Raw genomic sequence first — 16,142 nt, 5'->3', positions numbered from 1 at the left:
GCATGACGGTGGGCTACTTTGAGCGGCGATGTATGGGTGATTCGTTGGGGCGAACGCATCAGTTTCATCGTGGCGTCTGGGCGCATGTCAGCGGCACGCTGCGCCCAAGCGAACTCGCCGAGCAGTTCGGCCTTGATGAAAATATCGTCCGTGACGCGGCCGATGTGCGCGAGCTGCCGCGGATGGAATATAGCGGCGGCATTGAGTATGTCTTTGTGCGGCTGCCGCTGGTTCGAGACAATGCCATAAAGACCGCGCCGCTACTGGCCGCTGTATCAAAAACCCAGTTCGTGACGATTAATCCTGCCAATAATTTCTCGCCGCAAACCGCCGAGCCGTTTCTCACAACTACGACCGACAAGCCCGGCGCCCTCCTCGCAGCGACCATCGCTTGTGCGGTGGCTGCGTACGAACAACAGATTCATGACCTTGCTGGTAATATCGCTGCGGCCAGGCACCGGCTGTCGCGCCACGAGGTGAAAAACGCTGACTTTATCGAGTTTGTAGCCATCGAAGATAGCCTCAACGAATTTCACTCTAGCCTCGAGGGGTTAGCGAGCGTGCTCGGCCAATTAGCGCTCAATCGCCGCGGCCTGTTCACGGTGCGCGACCTCGAGGCGCTGGGCGATCTGGTGCTGCACGTCAAGCAATTACTCGTCATGGTCGCCGCCAACAGCCAGACCATCACCAGCATCCATAACGCCTATTCAACCATCGCCAATAATGTCCTCAACCAGCGAATGAAAGTCTTGACCGCCATCACCATTCTCCTGGCGATCCCGAATGTGTTTTATGGTATGTACGGCATGAATATTGCCCTGCCGTTTCAGGGCGAGGTGTGGGCCTATCCGGTGATTACCGGGTTTACGGTGCTGCTCATCGGCATTGTATATATCTTCGCCAAGCGGTTGCGCTTGTTTTGAGGCTGGTATCAGGGGTCAGATCAGAGGTAGCTTCTGCTTGACGTTCGTATCAGTCTTTGCTATCATGGCTGATGTGTCTCGCGCCGAAGCATGTCGCTGCTTATCATAAAGTGGGCAATAAAGGTCGAAGCGCGTGAGGCTGCACTAGTACAAAGGAGTACGAAACACATGCCAATAGCAATCAATGTTGTGTCGACCAGTCGGCGCAAAAAGGTCGCAGTGGATGTGGTGCCTGCCAAATGGCAAACATACATAGCACAATAAGTGCGCTCGTCCATAAAAAGGGACGGCATAAAATCACCCCACAGGCACCGGGGTGATTTTTACTTGGTCACTAGTTAATGCTTTTGATCAATTTGATGTTATTTTTTTGCTTCATCAACTGCGACGCCGGCTTTTTTCAGGGCGTCTTTGACAGCATTTTCGATAGAGCTAGCGTCACCGAGGTTAAGCTTGTTGCCATTGATGAAAAAGGTTGGTGTGCCATCAATTTGTAACTGTCGCCCGACCGCCACGTCAAAGTCAATTTTCTTCGTGACAGCGCTGCCGGCTAAGTCAGCATTAAATTTCTCAACATTTAGGCCCAGCTGCTTGGCGTAGCCACTGAAGACGTCGGTGCGTTCTTTGGCACGGGCATTGCTCCACGCACCTTGGTTGGTGTAGAGTAGATCGTGCATCTCCCAGAACTTGCCCTGCAGCCCAGCTGCCTCGGCGACCGCCGCTGCCGCTCGGGCGTTTGGATGGAGCGACGGGATCGGATAATTACGAAAGACCAGCGCGACGTGATCCTTGTATTTCTCGGCCACACGCTTGGCTTCTGGTGCAGCAGTGCGGCAGCCCGGGCACTGGTAGTCGCCGTATTCGATCATCAAGACTTTGCCGTTGGTATTACCGATAGTGTGCTCGCTGATGTTACCAGTGCGCGCTTCGGCCGGTATGATGCGCATAGCTGCGTCATTTGAGATATCACTAACGTTCAAACGATTCTGTGTTGACAGATAAATCATACCGCCGACGATAGCCGCGACAACGATTGCAAAGATAGCCCAGGTTTTTCCGTTCATATTTCCTCCAAATTAACTCTGGCTATTATAGCATAAAAAGTATACAATGAACAGCATGAGCGATATTTTGCTAGGAATGCTGTATATGATAGTGCTGATATTGCTCGTAATAGTCATGGGCGTTCATCCGCAGGCCTCGTCACACAGTAAGTTTGAGCTGCAGCGGCGAGCGCGCCGCGGTGATCAGGATGCGCGCCATTTGTTAAAGCGACATGCGCTGATGCGGGATATTTTCTCATTGCAGCGGGTGATCGCAGCGGTGCTGCTGGTGACGCTCAGTGTCATCGGTGTGGAGTTGTTTCATTGGCTACTGGGTATTATTATCTCGCTAGTGATCGCATTGGAGATAGGAGCACTGGCGCGGATTTCATTATGGCAGCAATATTCCCAGCGGCTCTACGAGCGGTATGAGGGGCGAATTTTGGCGCTGATCGAGAAATTTCCGACGTTGTTTGCAATGATTCGCTCGGTGGCGCCGATGCCCAATGACGGCTATGACATTGAGTCAAAAGAAGAGCTCGTCGCCATGGTCGAGCAGGCGGGTGAGGCGCTTAGCGAGGATGAGAAAAAGATGGTCATCGGTGTGCTGTCGTTTGACGCAGTACCGGTCAAGGAAGTGATGACGCCGCGTAGCGTGATTGATACGGTGGATCAGGATGAGGTATTGGGGCCGCTGGTATTGGATGCGCTGCACAAGACCGGACATAGCCGCTTTCCGGTCATCAAGGGTGATATTGATCATGTGGTAGGGATGCTATACATTCAAGACTTACTGACAATTAACCGTTCGTCAACAAGTAGGCGAGTGCGAGCGGTCATGGAGAAAAAGGTGTATTACATCCGCGAGGATCAGACGTTGCAGCATGCACTGGCGGCATTTTTGCGAGTGCAGCATCACTTGTTCATCGTGGTGAATGAGTTTCGCGAGACGGTTGGTATCGTCAGCCTGGAGGATGTGATGGAGCGGATGCTGGGGCATAAGATCATTGACGAGTTTGATGCGCACGAGGATCTGCGGCGGGTGGCGCAGCGTAATCCACGCCATAACAATCGGACAAAACATGCTCGCGACGTCGCATAATTCGGTCGATATGCTATACTAGAACTAATGAATCCGAACCAGACTAACCCTGAGCCTGACTATACCCAGCCGGTTGCGTATGATTCTGATGGTCGGCCGCTGTATCATCATCCGCCGGCTGCCGCGACACCGCCACCGGCGACGACCGCGCCGCCGATTGAGCCACAGCCAGCCTCGCACGTCACCATCCAGCCAGAGATGATTGAGGGGCAGAATTTCAATCCGCAGATCCGTGCCCAGTACGCTAACGAACCAAATGTTGTTCATGCTGCGCGGCCGCTTGAGCCGACCGTTCCCGCAGTCAGCCCAGAGACCAAGGCGCGTCACGACCAGTCCGTTCGCGATTATCCGCAGCTCAATCTCAGCGAGGGCGAGTACGTCATTCTCGACATCAAGCGCCACCCGATCGGCATGGTCATTCCTACAGCCATCACCCTCCTGTTGGTCGTCGTGCTGCTGGTATTTGCGGCCTCGTTCTCGTCGCTGACCGCTAATATTCCGCTGTTTCCGGCGGTGAATCCGGGAGCAGTGCTAGGTATTGCGCTGCTGCTCGTTGCCTTGGTGGTGCTCGGCGGCGCGATCACTCTGTGGGTGTATCTACAGAATCATTTTTTCATGACTAATGAAAGCGTCATCCAGGAAATCCAACAGAGCCTCTTCGTTCGGCACGAGCAGACAGTCAGCCTCGGTAGTATCGAGGACGCCAGCTTTTTCCAGGCCGGCATCGCCCAGACAATCTTTAACTACGGCACCATTCGCCTCAGTACTGAGGGTGAGGAGACGACTTATATTTTTCATTACGTGGCCAATCCCAAGCACCAAGTGGCCATCCTCAACAACGCCATTGAAGCCTTCAAAAACGGCCGGCCAGTCTGTTACGATTAGTTTGGTTATGATTTAGCTATTTATGGCGGCTGTCTTTGACGAAATCTGCCTCACCATCAAGCATGGCCCTGAGCGAATATGATTTACATTTACCACCGGTACAGTTTGTTGGTTCGTAGCGATAGGCGCTGCCATTGTCGCCAAGCTTTTTACCACTCGGATCTTTGAGTAGCTTCTTATCCATGGTCGGCAGCGTCTCGTCGGTAATTTTTTCCGGATAAGAGCCGTGCTGCTTGTAATAGGCTTCCTCGAGACTATAATGCACGGCATTAATAGCGGTTTTTTTCCGGTCGTTTTGGTGCTCGCGTTGGATCGTCACCAGCTGGGTGAACGCCACCGCCGTGGCCACGCCGAGAAATATAATCGCCACCAGCACCTCAATCACCGTAAAGCCCGCTTGTCGTTTCATGTGGTCTATTATAACAAAGTTTCATCGCTCGCGGTAGGCGCTTGATTTATGGTATACTATACAGCATAAGATAACGGAGGGAGAGGTATGGCTAGCACAGCGAAAACCGATGACAAACATCAAACAGACGCCGCGACTGGTACGGCTCGGGTGACAGAGAAAAAGATTGATGACGGGAAGTTAAAAGCCTTGGGTCTGGCGATGGATCAAATCACCAAGCAGTTTGGTGATGGCTCGATCATGAAGCTGGGCGAGGCGCACAAAGTTGATGTTGAAGTGATTCCGTCGGGCTCGCTGAGCCTTGATTTGGCGCTGGGTGGTGGCTATCCAAAGGGACGCATCATCGAGATTTACGGCCCCGAGAGTTCGGGTAAGACAACTTTGACATTGCATGCCATTGCTGAAATTCAAAAACAGGGCGGCACGGCGGCGTTTATCGACGCTGAGCACGCGCTTGACCCGAGCTATGCCAAGCGGTTGGGTGTGGACACCGAGAATCTGCTGGTATCGCAGCCAGACAACGGTGAGCAGGCGCTGGAAATTACCGAAACCTTGGTGCGCTCAAACGCGGTGGATCTGATTGTGGTGGACTCGGTGGCAGCATTGACGCCGCAAGCAGAAATTGACGGCGATATGGGTGATTCGCACATGGGTCTGCAGGCGCGGCTGATGAGCCAAGCGCTGCGTAAATTGACTGGTATCATCAACAAGTCGAAAGCGACGGTGATTTTCATCAACCAGATTCGCATGAAGATTGGTGTGATGTTTGGCAATCCTGAGACTACGACGGGCGGTAACGCACTGAAGTTTTACGCCTCGCAGCGGGTGGATATTCGTCGGATTGGGCAGATCAAGGTTGGCGATGATATTCTCGGTAACCGCACCAAGATCAAGGTGGTGAAGAATAAGATTGCGCCGCCATTCCGCATCGCTGAGTTTGACATTATGTATAATGAAGGCATTTCTAAAACTGGCGACATTCTGGATTTAGCAGCTACGCACGGTATTGTCGAAAAATCTGGCGCCTTTTACAAGTATAACGGCGAGACTATTGGCCAGGGCCGCGATAAAACTAAATTGTATCTGAAAGAAAACCCTGAGGTTCTGGCGGAAATTGACCAGAAGGTTCGGGAGAAGGTCAAAGAAGCAGAGGGGTAGCCAATGGCTGGTCAGCGAGTAACGCTGCGTGATGAATGGGGAAATCTAGCAGTCACGCTGTCATGTAAAGCAATTGTTCGTGATGGTAACAGTATATGGCTACGAAAAAATGAGCGCAATGATTGGGAGTTGCCCGGCGGTCGGCTTGATGAGGGTGAGCAACCAGAACAGACGATCGTTCGTGAAATTGCTGAGGAGCTGGGTGTTGAGCTAGTATCACCACGTCTTGTCGATGTGTATATTTGGAAAAAGGATTTTGGAACGACAACACATATCGGGATCGTTACCTTTGCTGGTGATGTAGGCCGAAAGGTCGGTGGGCCTGAGCTTAACGGTGAGGCTGGCAAGGCTGAGTTTCAAAAGTTTATTATTCGTGCGGCGCTTCAACTCGATAATCTGCCAGAGGTATATAAACGGGCAATCCGAAAGATACTTATATGAGAAAGGCGGTCTTACTTCATGGGACAGATGGTACACCAGGAGAGCATTGGTTTGTTTGGTTGCACGATTGGCTAAAAGCGCATAACTACAAAGTTTTTGAACCGCAACTACCAAATTGCCACACGCCCAATAGGGAGGAATATCATCATTTTCTGTTGAGTCAGGGCTGGGATTTTACAGATAATCTTTTAGTTGGACATTCTTCTGGTGCGACGACAGTTTTGAATCTATTGCAGTCAGACGATATCCCTGTAGTCGAGACGGCAATTCTCGTCGGTACATTCTTGAATGAACGATTGACGATCGGTACGGATCAGTATGAACCAGGTCAATTTGATAGATTATGGCCTGATACTGGTTTTGATATTGAGAAGATTCGCTGTGGCGCAGGGCGGCTGCTATTTATTCATAGCGACAACGATCCATATTGCTCATATGGTGACGCTAGGGTGTTTGCTGGGCGGCTTGGTGCAGAATTCGTAACTGTCCACAATGGTCATCATCTTGGATCAGAGTCGGGGCTAAAAGCGTTACCGCAGATCATTGATTACCTTGAGGATACCGGGAGGAGTGATAGGTTGCTTCATGAAAATCACTGACATCTCTCTCCAAACTCGCGACAAAAACCGCGTTAACGTGAGTATTGACGGTAAATACCGCTTTAGCCTCGATGTGTTTCAGGTAGGTGAGCTGGGGATTAAGGTTGGGCGAGAATATAGCGACGAAGAACTGACGGCGCTAGAGGATGAGAGCCAGTTTGGTAAGCTGTACGCCCGCGCCATGGAGTATTGCTTGGCGCGGCCGCGCTCGGTTAAAGAACTGCGCGATTATCTGTGGCGTAAAACCAGGCCGACCAAAAAGCGTTCGCCAAAGACCGGTGAAATTACCGAGCGTCCGGGCGTGAAACTGGAAATTACCGAGCGGGTGCTCGCGCGGCTGATCGAGAAAAAGTACCTCGATGATGAGAAGTTTGCCCGCTTTTGGCTGGAACATCGTTTTTTACAGAAAGGCACTAGTGTCAGGCGGCTAAAATTAGAATTGGCGCAAAAGGGCATCGACCGCGAGACGATAGGGCAGCTGGTTAGCGAAAATATCCGCTCCGACGACGAGGAGCTACGAAAAATTATCGCTAAAAAACGTTATAAATATGCCGGCGACCAGCAAAAATTCATGGCGTATCTAGCCCGTCAAGGATTTTCATATGACGATATCCGGGCAGCACTTGGTGGTGAGTCTGACGAGTAGGCGAACCGTGATCAAGCGTTGCGGCCTAGCTGTTCGCGTAGCCACCCGTCGATTGTCCCGGCACCCATACCGATTACCAGCGCACCGCGTGTTCGCTGCTGCTCAATCGTGTGCCACAGCGCCTCATCCAACTGCGCGATATGCACCTTGTCCATCGTCAATTGGCGCGTCAATTCCTCCGGCGTCAGCACCGGCAGGTTCGGGTCTTCGCGGGTCAAGTACGTCGGCAGCCAATATATCTCGCTGGCATGGGCAAAAATCTCATCAGTGTAGCGCTCACGAACCTCGTGCTGGCGAATATTTTGGTGTGGCTGGTAGACGAGTATCACGTGGTCGTTTAGTTCATGAGCCAGCTGCAACGTAGCAGCAATCTCTGACGGATGATGGCCATAATCGGTGTAGAGATTGTCAGCCAGTTTCTCAAAGCGCCGGCCTGTACCCGGAAAGGTATTGAGCGCCGTGATAATCGCCTCAGCCTCAATCTCGAAGGCAGCCGCCTCTCGCACCAGCATCGCTGCCCGTGCTGCCAGCGTGCCGTTACGCCGGTTGTGTTCGCCAGCCAGCGTTATCTGTGGATCAGTCTGTTCAAGTACTGTTGCATTAGCCGGAGTAAATACGTCAGCGTCCTCTCGCCACGCGACCACCCGCGTCGACTGCTCGCCAAATTGCCGAAACGCCGCTCGGTAATCATCTGGCGTCGGAAAGGTGTCGGGATGGTCATAATCGACTGCGGTAATGAGGCTCAGCCACGGTGAAAAGTGGAGGAAATTACGATCAAACTCGTCGCATTCATACACCAAAAACTGACTGGCCGGATCAAACCGACCGCTCGGGCCAAAACTAAGCGTCGAGCCAACCAGGTAGCTCACTGGCACGCCGAGCTGCTGCAGGGCCCACACCAACATACCGGTCGTCGTCGTCTTGCCGTGCGTACCGGTGACGGCGATGAGCTTGAGCTGCTTATCAGCAATAATCTGAGCGAGTAGCTCGTCACGCTTGCTGGTGCGAATCCCTAGCTGTCTCGCTAGTACCAACTCTGGATGATCCGCCGGCAGGGCCGCCGTATACACGAACCAGTCAAAGGGCTCTCGCTGATGCTTGCTGCGCAAAAACTCGCCCGACTGATCAAACGACACCGTGATGCCGGCCTGCTTGAGCGCCTCTGTCATCAAACCGGCCGCCCGGTCAGAGCCGCAGACCTCGTGCCCAGCGCCAATGGCCATTTCTGCCAGTGGTCCAATTGCCACACCACCAATTCCCGAAAAATAAATCCTCATAGCGTCATTATACCACTGACGCTAGCCCCGTGTCGCATTCACTCACCATCTTTGGTATAATGAGATGAGAAAGGTGGGGAATGGCAGATAAGCGAGGCACCCGTCGGGCGATTCGGCGACTAGAAGAAATCAAGACATGGCAGCTAGTCATTTTGCTAGTGATGGCGTCGTTTATCAGCGCGACATTCCTCAGGCTAAATAATATTGGCATGATCGAACGCCGTGATGCCGTCATCAATGCCGACAAGGAGGGTGACGAGGGAGCACTGGAGCGGCGGGTGTATGACTTGCAGCGCTACGTGGTTGCGCACATGAACGCCGATCCGGGGCGCATCGCTCTGGAGCACTCGTACAAGCGGGCCTACGAGGCGGCCTGGAAAGAGTTTGAGTCAAAGTCAGCTTCTCGCTCCAGCAACGACACGGTCGCCAAAGTCCGCCAAGTCTGCGACGCCCGAGCCCAGGCTGGTGGTTGGGGGCGATTTTATGCTACAGCCGACCCGCGCTACGTCAGCTGTATCAATGATGAATGGGCAAAGTACCCGGCTGCTTCGTCACTTGACCTCAAATTTACGCCGCCTGCCACCGCGCCGTATTATCAGACATTTGTGCCGCCACTCTGGTCATCGGACTTGGCGGGTTGGTCATTGGTGGTAACAGGGGTAATTATGCTGATTATCATTGCTCGACTGGTAGCTTTGGCGGTACTGAAACTACTGCTTCGGTATCGTCAAAAACCGCTTTAGGCTTGACAGGGGTTAACAGAGGCGCTAATCTAGAATAGTATAATACTAACAGGAGGTATACGAATGGCTTATAAGCACACAAACTCAAAAGGCATTACATACTACTTGCATAAAACGGAAGTCACGCTGCGCGGTGGCAAAACGCAGACGATTTATTTTTTCGCCAAGGTTGAAAAGAACGCCAAGGGCGAGCCATGCGACTTGCCAGATGATCGAATCGTTACCGAAAATCCACGCAACGGCTTTTTGACGATCAAAAAGAAGAAATAAGCACTTGCATTATACACCTGGTTACCGGTACAATGGTATCAAACAAACAGGTGCCTCAAAGACTCTCGCTCATGCGGGAGTCTTTTTGTGGTAGGGGTTGTGCCACCGAGATAGCCTTGCTTTTATGAGTAAAATGTGATATTTAATAATTATGAGTGAACTGTTGCCGGTTAGTGAGTGGGATCGTGAGTTAACTGATGAGGAGTGGGAGCAAATTGAGAGGGATGTTGACATGGGCTACCTGTCATATGATGATGCGCGGCGGAGGAAGTTGGGGGTTGAACCGCCAGTTGATCAGAACGCCCCCTCGAATAGCCAGCTATCGTCTGGTCAGAGCGTCCCTGCGGATGAGAAGCCGCGACCTCGTCGGCGCTGTTATTTTGCAGCATTTGATACACGTACTGGGGATGCTATGTCGGCCTATGCATCAAAGCAAGAGCCGTCGGATAAGGAACGGGGGATAGATTAGTAGGCGTGGAGCTGCGATAGCGCGCGCTGCATTCAGGAAGGCACGAACAGCTTGACGGTCGGTAGTGGGGTAAATTGACGCCACTTCTCACTCGGCCACTTTTACGGTATAATATCGCTCATGGGGGTGTAGCTCAGCGGTTAGAGCAGCGGGCTCATAACCTGTTGGTCGCTGGTTCGATCCCAGCCACCCCCACCAAAAGCGTCATCTTAGAACCTCCGGCCACCGGCTGGAGGTTCTTCATGTTGTCCGGGGTTACGGCATCCCGCTGCTTGTCAGGGGTCACGGCGTCCTGTCGTGTCTTGGTCTCGGATGCCACCACGCCCTGCTGCCTCTTGGCTTCACCCTCCAAGACTGCTGGGAGGTTGCTGTCGAGGAGGTAGTGGTAGACGGCTTTGTGTTGGCTGCTGGTGATCTCGTCGTCGTCGAGGTAGATCTTGTCGAAGACGGCTTGGTTGAGGTCGCGGCGGGAGTTGTCGGTGGCTGCGAGGTATTGCTGTTGTCCGTTGTGGAGGACGGAGAGGCATTGGTCGAGGGCGGTGTGGAGTTTGTCTCGGGAGGTTTGTAGGTGGCGGAGTTGGCGTTCGGCGGTTGTTCTGTCGGTTCTGATGCGGTCTTGTTCTTTGCGGAGTAGCTCGACATCGATGGCTCCGGCGTAGTAGGCCTGCATGAGGCGTTCGCTGTGGGTGGTGGCTTCGGCGAGGGTGGTGTATACGGGAGATGTGCCTACTAGTTCCTGAGAGTTTGTGTTATATTAAAAAGTAGGATGAAGAAACGATGGCGACTATTCCGATCACGAGAGCAAGAGCCACCAGTAGCTCAGCAGCCAGAGGCTACATCTGCCGCAGATGCAGCTCACGGGAGAATGTCTCACGAGGAAACAGTGTGTGAAAAATGCGGACGCCGTATGAGCATACGAGAAAGCTTGGGGAGAGGGCCCTGGAAACAGGCAAACAGGAGGCGCCTAAAGTGTCAAAACGACGGTTCGAGACAGCTGAAGAACTTGTGCATGACTTCTCTCTCAGATATCCAGAAGCAGCGGCACAAATTCGAAAAAGATTGTCGCCTGAATGGGAGCGCCGAACATGGGAGCGTATTGACAAAAACTGGAATTTGCTCACTATCGATGACCTTCCATAGGATACTATCATAAAAACCCTCCGTATACTCACTCATCTTGACTAACCCCACCTGACCCCTCATAATATAGCCATACCTTCTGATAAAACCAACATGAACATGCTGAAACTCAAACGATTTTGGTACCACGTGCGTCACGATTATTTGACGCTGAATAATGTTGTGGTTGCGGCGGCGGCACTGATCGCGCTGAGTTGGGCGTGGGGGTCGATCGAGTCGATGCAGCGCAATTATGAACTGCAACAGATGGTCGATCAAAAAAAGTACCAGCTGATGGTCGAGAAATTACGCACTGAGCTGCTGGCGTATGAATCGAAATATTATGAGAGTGATGAGTACCTTGATCTCGCGGTGCGCCAGCGCCTGGGCCGTGGCTCGCCCGGCGAAAAGCTGCTGATCGTGCCGTCAACCGACGCGGCCAAGCAGCAGCCGACCGCCCACAATACGCCGCAAAAGCAACCGACCAGTAACTTCCAGCAGTGGATCAATTTCCTCTTTGGTGCGCGGCGGACGAGTCAGAACTTGCAAAAATAATTCGTGTTTGCTAAGATGGACAATGTGCCGCGGGGTAGAGCAGTCTGGTAGCTCGTTTGGCTCATAACCAAAAGGTCGCAGGTTCAAATCCTGCCCCCGCAACCATGTTTCATTGATTTTTCGGCCTCATGAGTTGAGGTCGTTTTTATTTTGATACATGTGAAGCTATGACGTAAATTGACCGCAGTGGCCTAGTTTCTGGCCTTTTTGACCTGGTCATGCTATATTAGAACATCATGACAGAGCGTCTAAGTTCATTGCCTCAACTACCCGCTAGACAGTTTCCTCCAGAAATCGATGCTCAGTGGAGGAGTCAGATTTATAGAGATTTTAGAGAGGGCTGTCCTGATGGTTTGAGTAATTCGAGGTCGCCAGAGTATCAGATGTACCTCGGGGCAATTGCACGCGCCAATGAGGCGAGAAATCAACTCTTGAAAGAAAATCAATTCCTGACGACAGAAGAGGCTGTCAAAGAACTTGGTGGTGGGGAGTATGCTTCCAGCATTACACTTGCTGCGGTGCGCCGCGGTAGCGTTCTTGCAGTTCCTGATCACGGATATCACCTTTATCCGACCTTTCAGTTTGATAGTAATAGAGTATCGCCGCTGGTAGGTTTACTTCATGATGTGCAGATGCAACGTTTGGACGGGGAGAAGCCCGATCCCTGGGATTTATTAACTTTTTTCAGTGTTAGAAGGAAACTTCTCGGGGGTGTGGCCTTAAAGGATTGTCTGTGGAAAGAGAAATTTGCAGAGGCCCCTCAATACATTATTGAGAATGCTCTTGTTTAGCATTCATCTACATGTCTCATCGATCCAGTCAAGGTATAGCTGTGATCCAGCAGTAATATCAAATGAGATTATCTCTGCTACGTCATAGCTATGGAGCGACCTGACTACTCTTTCAATTGCCACAAAGTCATCTTTGCGCGACTTGATAAGCATCAAGATCTCTGCATCGCATTCAAAATTTCCTTGCCAAATGTAGGTTGACTGAATCGGCAGCAGCTGCACACACGCGGCCAGTTTTTGCTCGACGAGAGCTTTGGCGATGTTCTTCGCTTCGCTCTCTTCTCCTACTGATACCATAGTCATGGAGTATTTACTCCTTACCATCACGCTGCCAATTTCCCCGCCGCAATACGCACCGCCTCTGACCAGGCAACGAAACAGTTTGGCGTGCTCATCAGTTGTTTGGCGGTCAGGCCGTGGCGGATGGCGAGGCTGAGGCCGGTCATCAAGTCGCTGGCGCCTGGTGCGACGATGGTGGCGCCGAGCAGGACGCCTTTTTTGTCGCTGATCAATTTGACAAACCCACTGCGTCGGTCGGTGATGTTGCTGCGAGCGGTCAAGGTCAGTGGCGCAAGGGCAATGCTTACTTTCAAATCGCGGCGCAGACAGTCGTCCTCGTCCAGTCCCGTCCGAGCAATCTGCGGGTCGGTGAAGGCGATCGTCAAACGCGGCCTATCGTCAAGCGCGATGAAATTACGGTGTAGTAAGTTGTGTGCAGCGGTGCGGCTGTGGCTGAGAATGGTGTGTGTCTGTGCCTGAAGGTCAACGACGCTGCCAGCCGCAAAGATGTGCCGCGCCGAAGTCTGCATCGCTTCGCTGACTTGAATGCCATGTTCAGTATATGCTACGCCCGCATTTTCTAGGCCAATGTCGGTCGTCGGTAGGCGGTCGTCGGCGATGAGGATTTCATCAACGCGCACTGAATGCTGCTGGCCACCACGAGCGTAGGTGACGCGCTTTGCGATGCCGTCTTTCTGGACGGCGACCAGCTTTGTCTGGGTGAGGATGTTCATGCCGCGCTGTGCCTTGGCGTCAGCGGCGATCAGCTCGCCAACTTCTTGATCAAACTCGGGCAAGATGCGCCCGGCGGTTTCGGCGACATACACCTTGCTGCCAAAGGTCGAGAACAAATATGCGAGCTCCATCGCCGTTGTGCCAGAGCCGACAACGAACAGCGTTTTGGGCGGGCGTTTGAGCGAGAGGATGGTTTGCGGCGTGTGATGAGCCACTTCGTCGAGACCCGGGATGTGATCATCGCGCCAGGTTGAGCCGCTGGCGATCAGGAATTTGCGCGCTGATAAGTGGCGGCGGCTAACGGTAATCTCGTTAGGACTGAGAAAGTGGGCGCTGCCGGTAAAGACGCTGATGCCTTGTTTTTCGTAGTAACTGCGGTTGCCGCCGGTGCCGGTGCGCTTGATGGCGGTGTCTTTCCAGGCGAGTAGCGAAGGATAATTATAGCCGACCGTGCTGGTGCGCAGGCCGAACTTGGCCGCTGTTTTGGCCTCGTGGTAGACGTCGGCAGTGTAGAGTAGGGCGCCCGTCGGAATGTCGCCCCAGTTTGGGGATTCGCCGCCAAAGGTACCGCGCTCAATGATGGCGACTTTCTTGCCAGCGCCCGCCAAGACAGTTGCGGCTGGTGAACCGCCGGCCCCGCTGCCGATAACAATTACATCATAGTCAAAAGTTGGTTTTTGTGCCATGTGCCCCCTACATGATCGTCTTATGGTGTTGATAAACAAATGCTGCATCGGTGTGTAGTTTCTGCAGCAGCTGCGTCGCGCGGTGTCGGATGTCGTTTGTGGTAATTTCTGGCCGGGTCTCGCACCAGCTCATCACGCCGAGAGTGACTGACTTGGCGATATCATCAGCTTGGCCTTCGGGCGTGCGGATACTCAGGCAGGTCGCCATGATAGAGTGGTGGAGCTTTGTCGGATCAAACTCTTCGCTCGGCCGCTTGCCGCGCTTAACGACATCGATGATTGGTCGGTTTGGGTGCCCTTCTGACATCAAAAACCTCCGTAGCTGACGATGCCAAGTACTCGATCAACGAACAAAAAGCTGCCCAAGATGATCAAGCTGCCGCCAGCTGCAAATTGCAAGAAACGTTTATGCGCCATCCGCCACTGTTGCAGATGGGCGAGGGAATGGCCGCTACCGACCAGCATTAATACGACGACCAGTGATAGCAGCGATATGACGACGTAAAGGGCGATGGCGATGAGCCGCCACTCGGTTGATGGTAGTAGGACGGTTGCCAGCCCCGCCGCTGCCATTGGCCCGATGATAAACAGTAACTCGGCCACCACGCTCGCCATCCCGAGACTAAAGGCCTCGGCGCTGTGACGCGTCGCTTTTGAGCGCTTTGATAGGTAGGTCGCGAAGCTGCGCGGTAGCCACAAGGCCGTACCTTCGCCTCGTCGGTAGTACACCGCCCAAGTCGCCACACCCAGCCCGACCATCAGCCCGCAGATGATGGCCGCTACCAGCTGCTCGGCCTGAGCGGCGTGATGAATGACCAGCGACAGATAGTAGACGATCGCCGATATTAGCAGTGCGGTCAGCACCAACACTCCACACACAAATCCATTCATCAGTCGCAATACTTTTCGGCGGGCGGTTTGCTTGCCGAGGGAATGGCCGCTGAGCAAGGTCAAGACGCTGACGCTGAGCTGAAAACTAGCGTGGATCAGTGCCGAGAAGGCGACGATGGCGAGTGATGAAATGATAGCCGGGGTCATGTTTGTGTAAAATCCTCTCCCTCCAGTTTATCACAAGCGGTTTGCTGAGGGAAGCCGGTGGGAGCATTGGTCGGGTAATGATGCGAACTGTCATACTATTGCACTTATGTCAAATGTGTGCTATAGTAAAGCCACGGTTTAACAAACACAGAAAGGCAACAACATGGATATCACTGAGCACGAGCTTGGGCAATTTTTAGCTGCGGTCAATAATGACCAGCTGCGGACATGGCAGCGCCGGCGGACGTGCGAGGAGCTACGTTCATTGGTAGTGCGGCGACTGGAGCTGCTGGACGAAGAAGGCGTGGAGCTGGCAGCTTAGCTCTGTGGGCAGTACGGATCGGCCTTTGTTTGGGTAGCAGTTTGGTCTCATCTGACAGATAGGCTTTTGAGGCGGTTGAGATTTTCTGACTCGTTTGGTACAATTGGTGACGTGTGGCACCGTAGCTCAGCTGGTTAGAGCGCAGGACTCATAAGCCTGAGGTCGGTGGTTCGGGTCCACCCGGTGCTACCAGAATTGTTTTTTATCCGCGGTCTGTACGGGCCGCGGTATTTTAATGTAGTGTATGAGGAACATATTACCCTCCTTGTTGCAAGAGTTGACGATATGATGATATACTTGTGAAAATAATATCGGGGAGGATATAGACAAACTATGAGCGAAATGATGCCAACTATGCCGACGAAGGAATTACCATCTCAAGACCATGGGGGGTGGGACACTCTGCGTCAGCCCGAGGCTTCTCCGGCTGACGCCAATATTAGTGAAGTGGCAAAGTTTATCCTACGTCGTGCTGGTGATGCTGGTATAAAAAGAGCTGATTTTTTCAAAAATCTAGCCTTTAAGGGGTTAACAGAAGAACGAATTTCCTCAGTATTAGCGGCAGCAGCAGTGCCTATTTTTGAGGCTGGCGATCGAGTCTATTGGGTGGGGCCCAGCGAAATCGAAGACATCAAACTAACTGACGTTTGAG

The 16,142-nt window shown here is 52.7% G+C and carries 21 protein-coding genes and 3 tRNA genes; 17 read left to right on the top strand and 7 right to left on the bottom strand.

Annotation, left to right across the window (positions count from 1 at the left end):
• Positions 1-2 precede the first annotated feature (2 nt).
• Complete coding sequence (locus FBF24_04225; GenBank protein ID QCT41065.1) at positions 3-923, top strand: magnesium transporter CorA family protein; 921 nt, start codon at positions 3-5, stop codon at positions 921-923.
• A 362-nt stretch (positions 924-1,285) separates the two neighbouring features.
• On the opposite strand, the gene FBF24_04220 is transcribed toward FBF24_04225, so the two are convergent.
• Positions 1,286-1,987, bottom strand: a complete 702-nt coding sequence (locus FBF24_04220; protein QCT41064.1) for a hypothetical protein — start codon at positions 1,985-1,987, stop codon at positions 1,286-1,288.
• Positions 1,988-2,033: 46 nt separating this feature from the next.
• Here FBF24_04220 and FBF24_04215 point away from each other — a divergent pair, with 46 nt between their 5' ends.
• Positions 2,034-3,068 carry a CBS domain-containing protein gene (locus FBF24_04215; GenBank protein QCT41063.1) on the top strand — a complete coding sequence of 345 codons (1,035 nt, stop codon included), beginning with the start codon at positions 2,034-2,036 and terminating at the stop codon, positions 3,066-3,068.
• 27 nt (positions 3,069-3,095) lie between these two features.
• Positions 3,096-3,953 carry a PH domain-containing protein gene (locus FBF24_04210; protein QCT41062.1) on the top strand — a complete coding sequence of 286 codons (858 nt, stop codon included), beginning with the start codon at positions 3,096-3,098 and terminating at the stop codon, positions 3,951-3,953.
• A 16-nt stretch (positions 3,954-3,969) separates the two neighbouring features.
• Here FBF24_04210 and FBF24_04205 read toward each other — a convergent pair whose 3' ends face one another.
• Positions 3,970-4,362 carry a type II secretion system protein gene (locus FBF24_04205; GenBank protein QCT41061.1) on the bottom strand — a complete coding sequence of 131 codons (393 nt, stop codon included), beginning with the start codon at positions 4,360-4,362 and terminating at the stop codon, positions 3,970-3,972.
• Between the two features lie 87 nt (positions 4,363-4,449).
• Between FBF24_04205 and recA the strand changes: the two genes are divergently transcribed.
• The 4 genes from recA to FBF24_04185 are packed head-to-tail and all read left to right on the top strand — an operon-like array spanning position 4,450 to position 7,206.
• Entirely contained in the window at positions 4,450-5,520 is a 1,071-nt protein-coding gene (recA, locus tag FBF24_04200; GenBank protein QCT41060.1) for a recombinase RecA, read from the top strand.
• Between the two features lie 3 nt (positions 5,521-5,523).
• Positions 5,524-5,961 carry an NUDIX hydrolase gene (locus FBF24_04195; GenBank protein QCT41059.1) on the top strand — a complete coding sequence of 146 codons (438 nt, stop codon included), beginning with the start codon at positions 5,524-5,526 and terminating at the stop codon, positions 5,959-5,961.
• Positions 5,958-6,560 (top strand): hypothetical protein, encoded by a 603-nt coding sequence (locus FBF24_04190; protein ID QCT41058.1) that lies wholly within the window; start codon positions 5,958-5,960, stop codon positions 6,558-6,560. The genes FBF24_04195 and FBF24_04190 overlap by 4 nt, the downstream gene beginning before the upstream one ends.
• On the top strand, positions 6,547-7,206 hold the full coding sequence (locus tag FBF24_04185) for a hypothetical protein (GenBank protein QCT41057.1): 660 nt from the start codon (positions 6,547-6,549) through the stop codon (positions 7,204-7,206). The genes FBF24_04190 and FBF24_04185 overlap by 14 nt, the downstream gene beginning before the upstream one ends.
• An 11-nt stretch (positions 7,207-7,217) precedes the next feature.
• Here FBF24_04185 and FBF24_04180 read toward each other — a convergent pair whose 3' ends face one another.
• Complete coding sequence (locus FBF24_04180; GenBank protein ID QCT41056.1) at positions 7,218-8,483, bottom strand: hypothetical protein; 1,266 nt, start codon at positions 8,481-8,483, stop codon at positions 7,218-7,220.
• Positions 8,484-8,563: 80 nt separating this feature from the next.
• Between FBF24_04180 and FBF24_04175 the strand changes: the two genes are divergently transcribed.
• From FBF24_04175 to FBF24_04140, 8 genes are all read left to right on the top strand, one after another.
• Positions 8,564-9,226: a hypothetical protein gene (locus FBF24_04175; GenBank protein ID QCT41055.1), complete on the top strand. Its 663-nt coding sequence runs from the start codon at positions 8,564-8,566 to the stop codon at positions 9,224-9,226.
• Between the two features lie 63 nt (positions 9,227-9,289).
• Positions 9,290-9,496 carry a hypothetical protein gene (locus tag FBF24_04170; GenBank protein QCT41054.1) on the top strand — a complete coding sequence of 69 codons (207 nt, stop codon included), beginning with the start codon at positions 9,290-9,292 and terminating at the stop codon, positions 9,494-9,496.
• Positions 9,497-9,647: 151 nt separating this feature from the next.
• The gene (locus tag FBF24_04165; GenBank protein QCT41053.1) at positions 9,648-9,965 is read left to right on the top strand and encodes a hypothetical protein; all 318 of its coding nucleotides are present in this window, start codon (positions 9,648-9,650) and stop codon (positions 9,963-9,965) included.
• A gap of 122 nt (positions 9,966-10,087) precedes the next feature.
• Positions 10,088-10,163: transfer RNA gene (locus FBF24_04160), tRNA-Met, on the top strand.
• Between the two features lie 184 nt (positions 10,164-10,347).
• On the top strand, positions 10,348-10,533 hold the full coding sequence (locus FBF24_04155) for a hypothetical protein (GenBank protein ID QCT41052.1): 186 nt from the start codon (positions 10,348-10,350) through the stop codon (positions 10,531-10,533).
• A 665-nt stretch (positions 10,534-11,198) separates the two neighbouring features.
• Positions 11,199-11,639, top strand: coding sequence for a hypothetical protein (locus tag FBF24_04150; GenBank protein QCT41051.1), 441 nt, complete (start codon positions 11,199-11,201; stop codon positions 11,637-11,639).
• A 28-nt stretch (positions 11,640-11,667) separates the two neighbouring features.
• A tRNA-Met gene (locus tag FBF24_04145) sits at positions 11,668-11,744 on the top strand.
• A gap of 131 nt (positions 11,745-11,875) precedes the next feature.
• Complete coding sequence (locus FBF24_04140) at positions 11,876-12,430, top strand: hypothetical protein (protein ID QCT41050.1); 555 nt, start codon at positions 11,876-11,878, stop codon at positions 12,428-12,430.
• A gap of 3 nt (positions 12,431-12,433) precedes the next feature.
• Here the strand turns inward: FBF24_04140 and FBF24_04135 are convergent, their stop codons facing one another.
• The 4 genes from FBF24_04135 to FBF24_04120 are packed head-to-tail and all read right to left on the bottom strand — an operon-like array spanning position 12,434 to position 15,168.
• Entirely contained in the window at positions 12,434-12,754 is a 321-nt protein-coding gene (locus tag FBF24_04135) for a divalent-cation tolerance protein CutA (protein ID QCT41049.1), read from the bottom strand.
• Complete coding sequence (locus FBF24_04130; GenBank protein QCT41048.1) at positions 12,754-14,178, bottom strand: FAD-binding protein; 1,425 nt, start codon at positions 14,176-14,178, stop codon at positions 12,754-12,756. Before FBF24_04130 ends, FBF24_04135 begins: the two co-directional genes overlap by 1 nt.
• Positions 14,138-14,437, bottom strand: a complete 300-nt coding sequence (locus FBF24_04125) for a hypothetical protein (GenBank protein QCT41047.1) — start codon at positions 14,435-14,437, stop codon at positions 14,138-14,140. The genes FBF24_04130 and FBF24_04125 overlap by 41 nt, the downstream gene beginning before the upstream one ends.
• Entirely contained in the window at positions 14,437-15,168 is a 732-nt protein-coding gene (locus FBF24_04120) for a hypothetical protein (GenBank protein QCT41046.1), read from the bottom strand. The genes FBF24_04125 and FBF24_04120 overlap by 1 nt, the downstream gene beginning before the upstream one ends.
• A 437-nt stretch (positions 15,169-15,605) precedes the next feature.
• Here FBF24_04120 and FBF24_04115 point away from each other — a divergent pair.
• A tRNA-Met gene (locus FBF24_04115) sits at positions 15,606-15,682 on the top strand.
• Positions 15,683-15,823: 141 nt separating this feature from the next.
• Positions 15,824-16,141, top strand: a complete 318-nt coding sequence (locus FBF24_04110; protein ID QCT41045.1) for a hypothetical protein — start codon at positions 15,824-15,826, stop codon at positions 16,139-16,141.
• Position 16,142 lies beyond the last annotated feature (1 nt).

Source organism: Candidatus Saccharibacteria bacterium oral taxon 488, assembly GCA_005697215.1.
Taxonomy (GTDB): Bacteria; Patescibacteriota; Saccharimonadia; order Saccharimonadales; family Saccharimonadaceae; genus Nanosynbacter.
The sequence above is the reverse complement of the archived record's forward strand: the minus strand, read 5'-3'. Positions and strand labels throughout refer to the sequence as shown.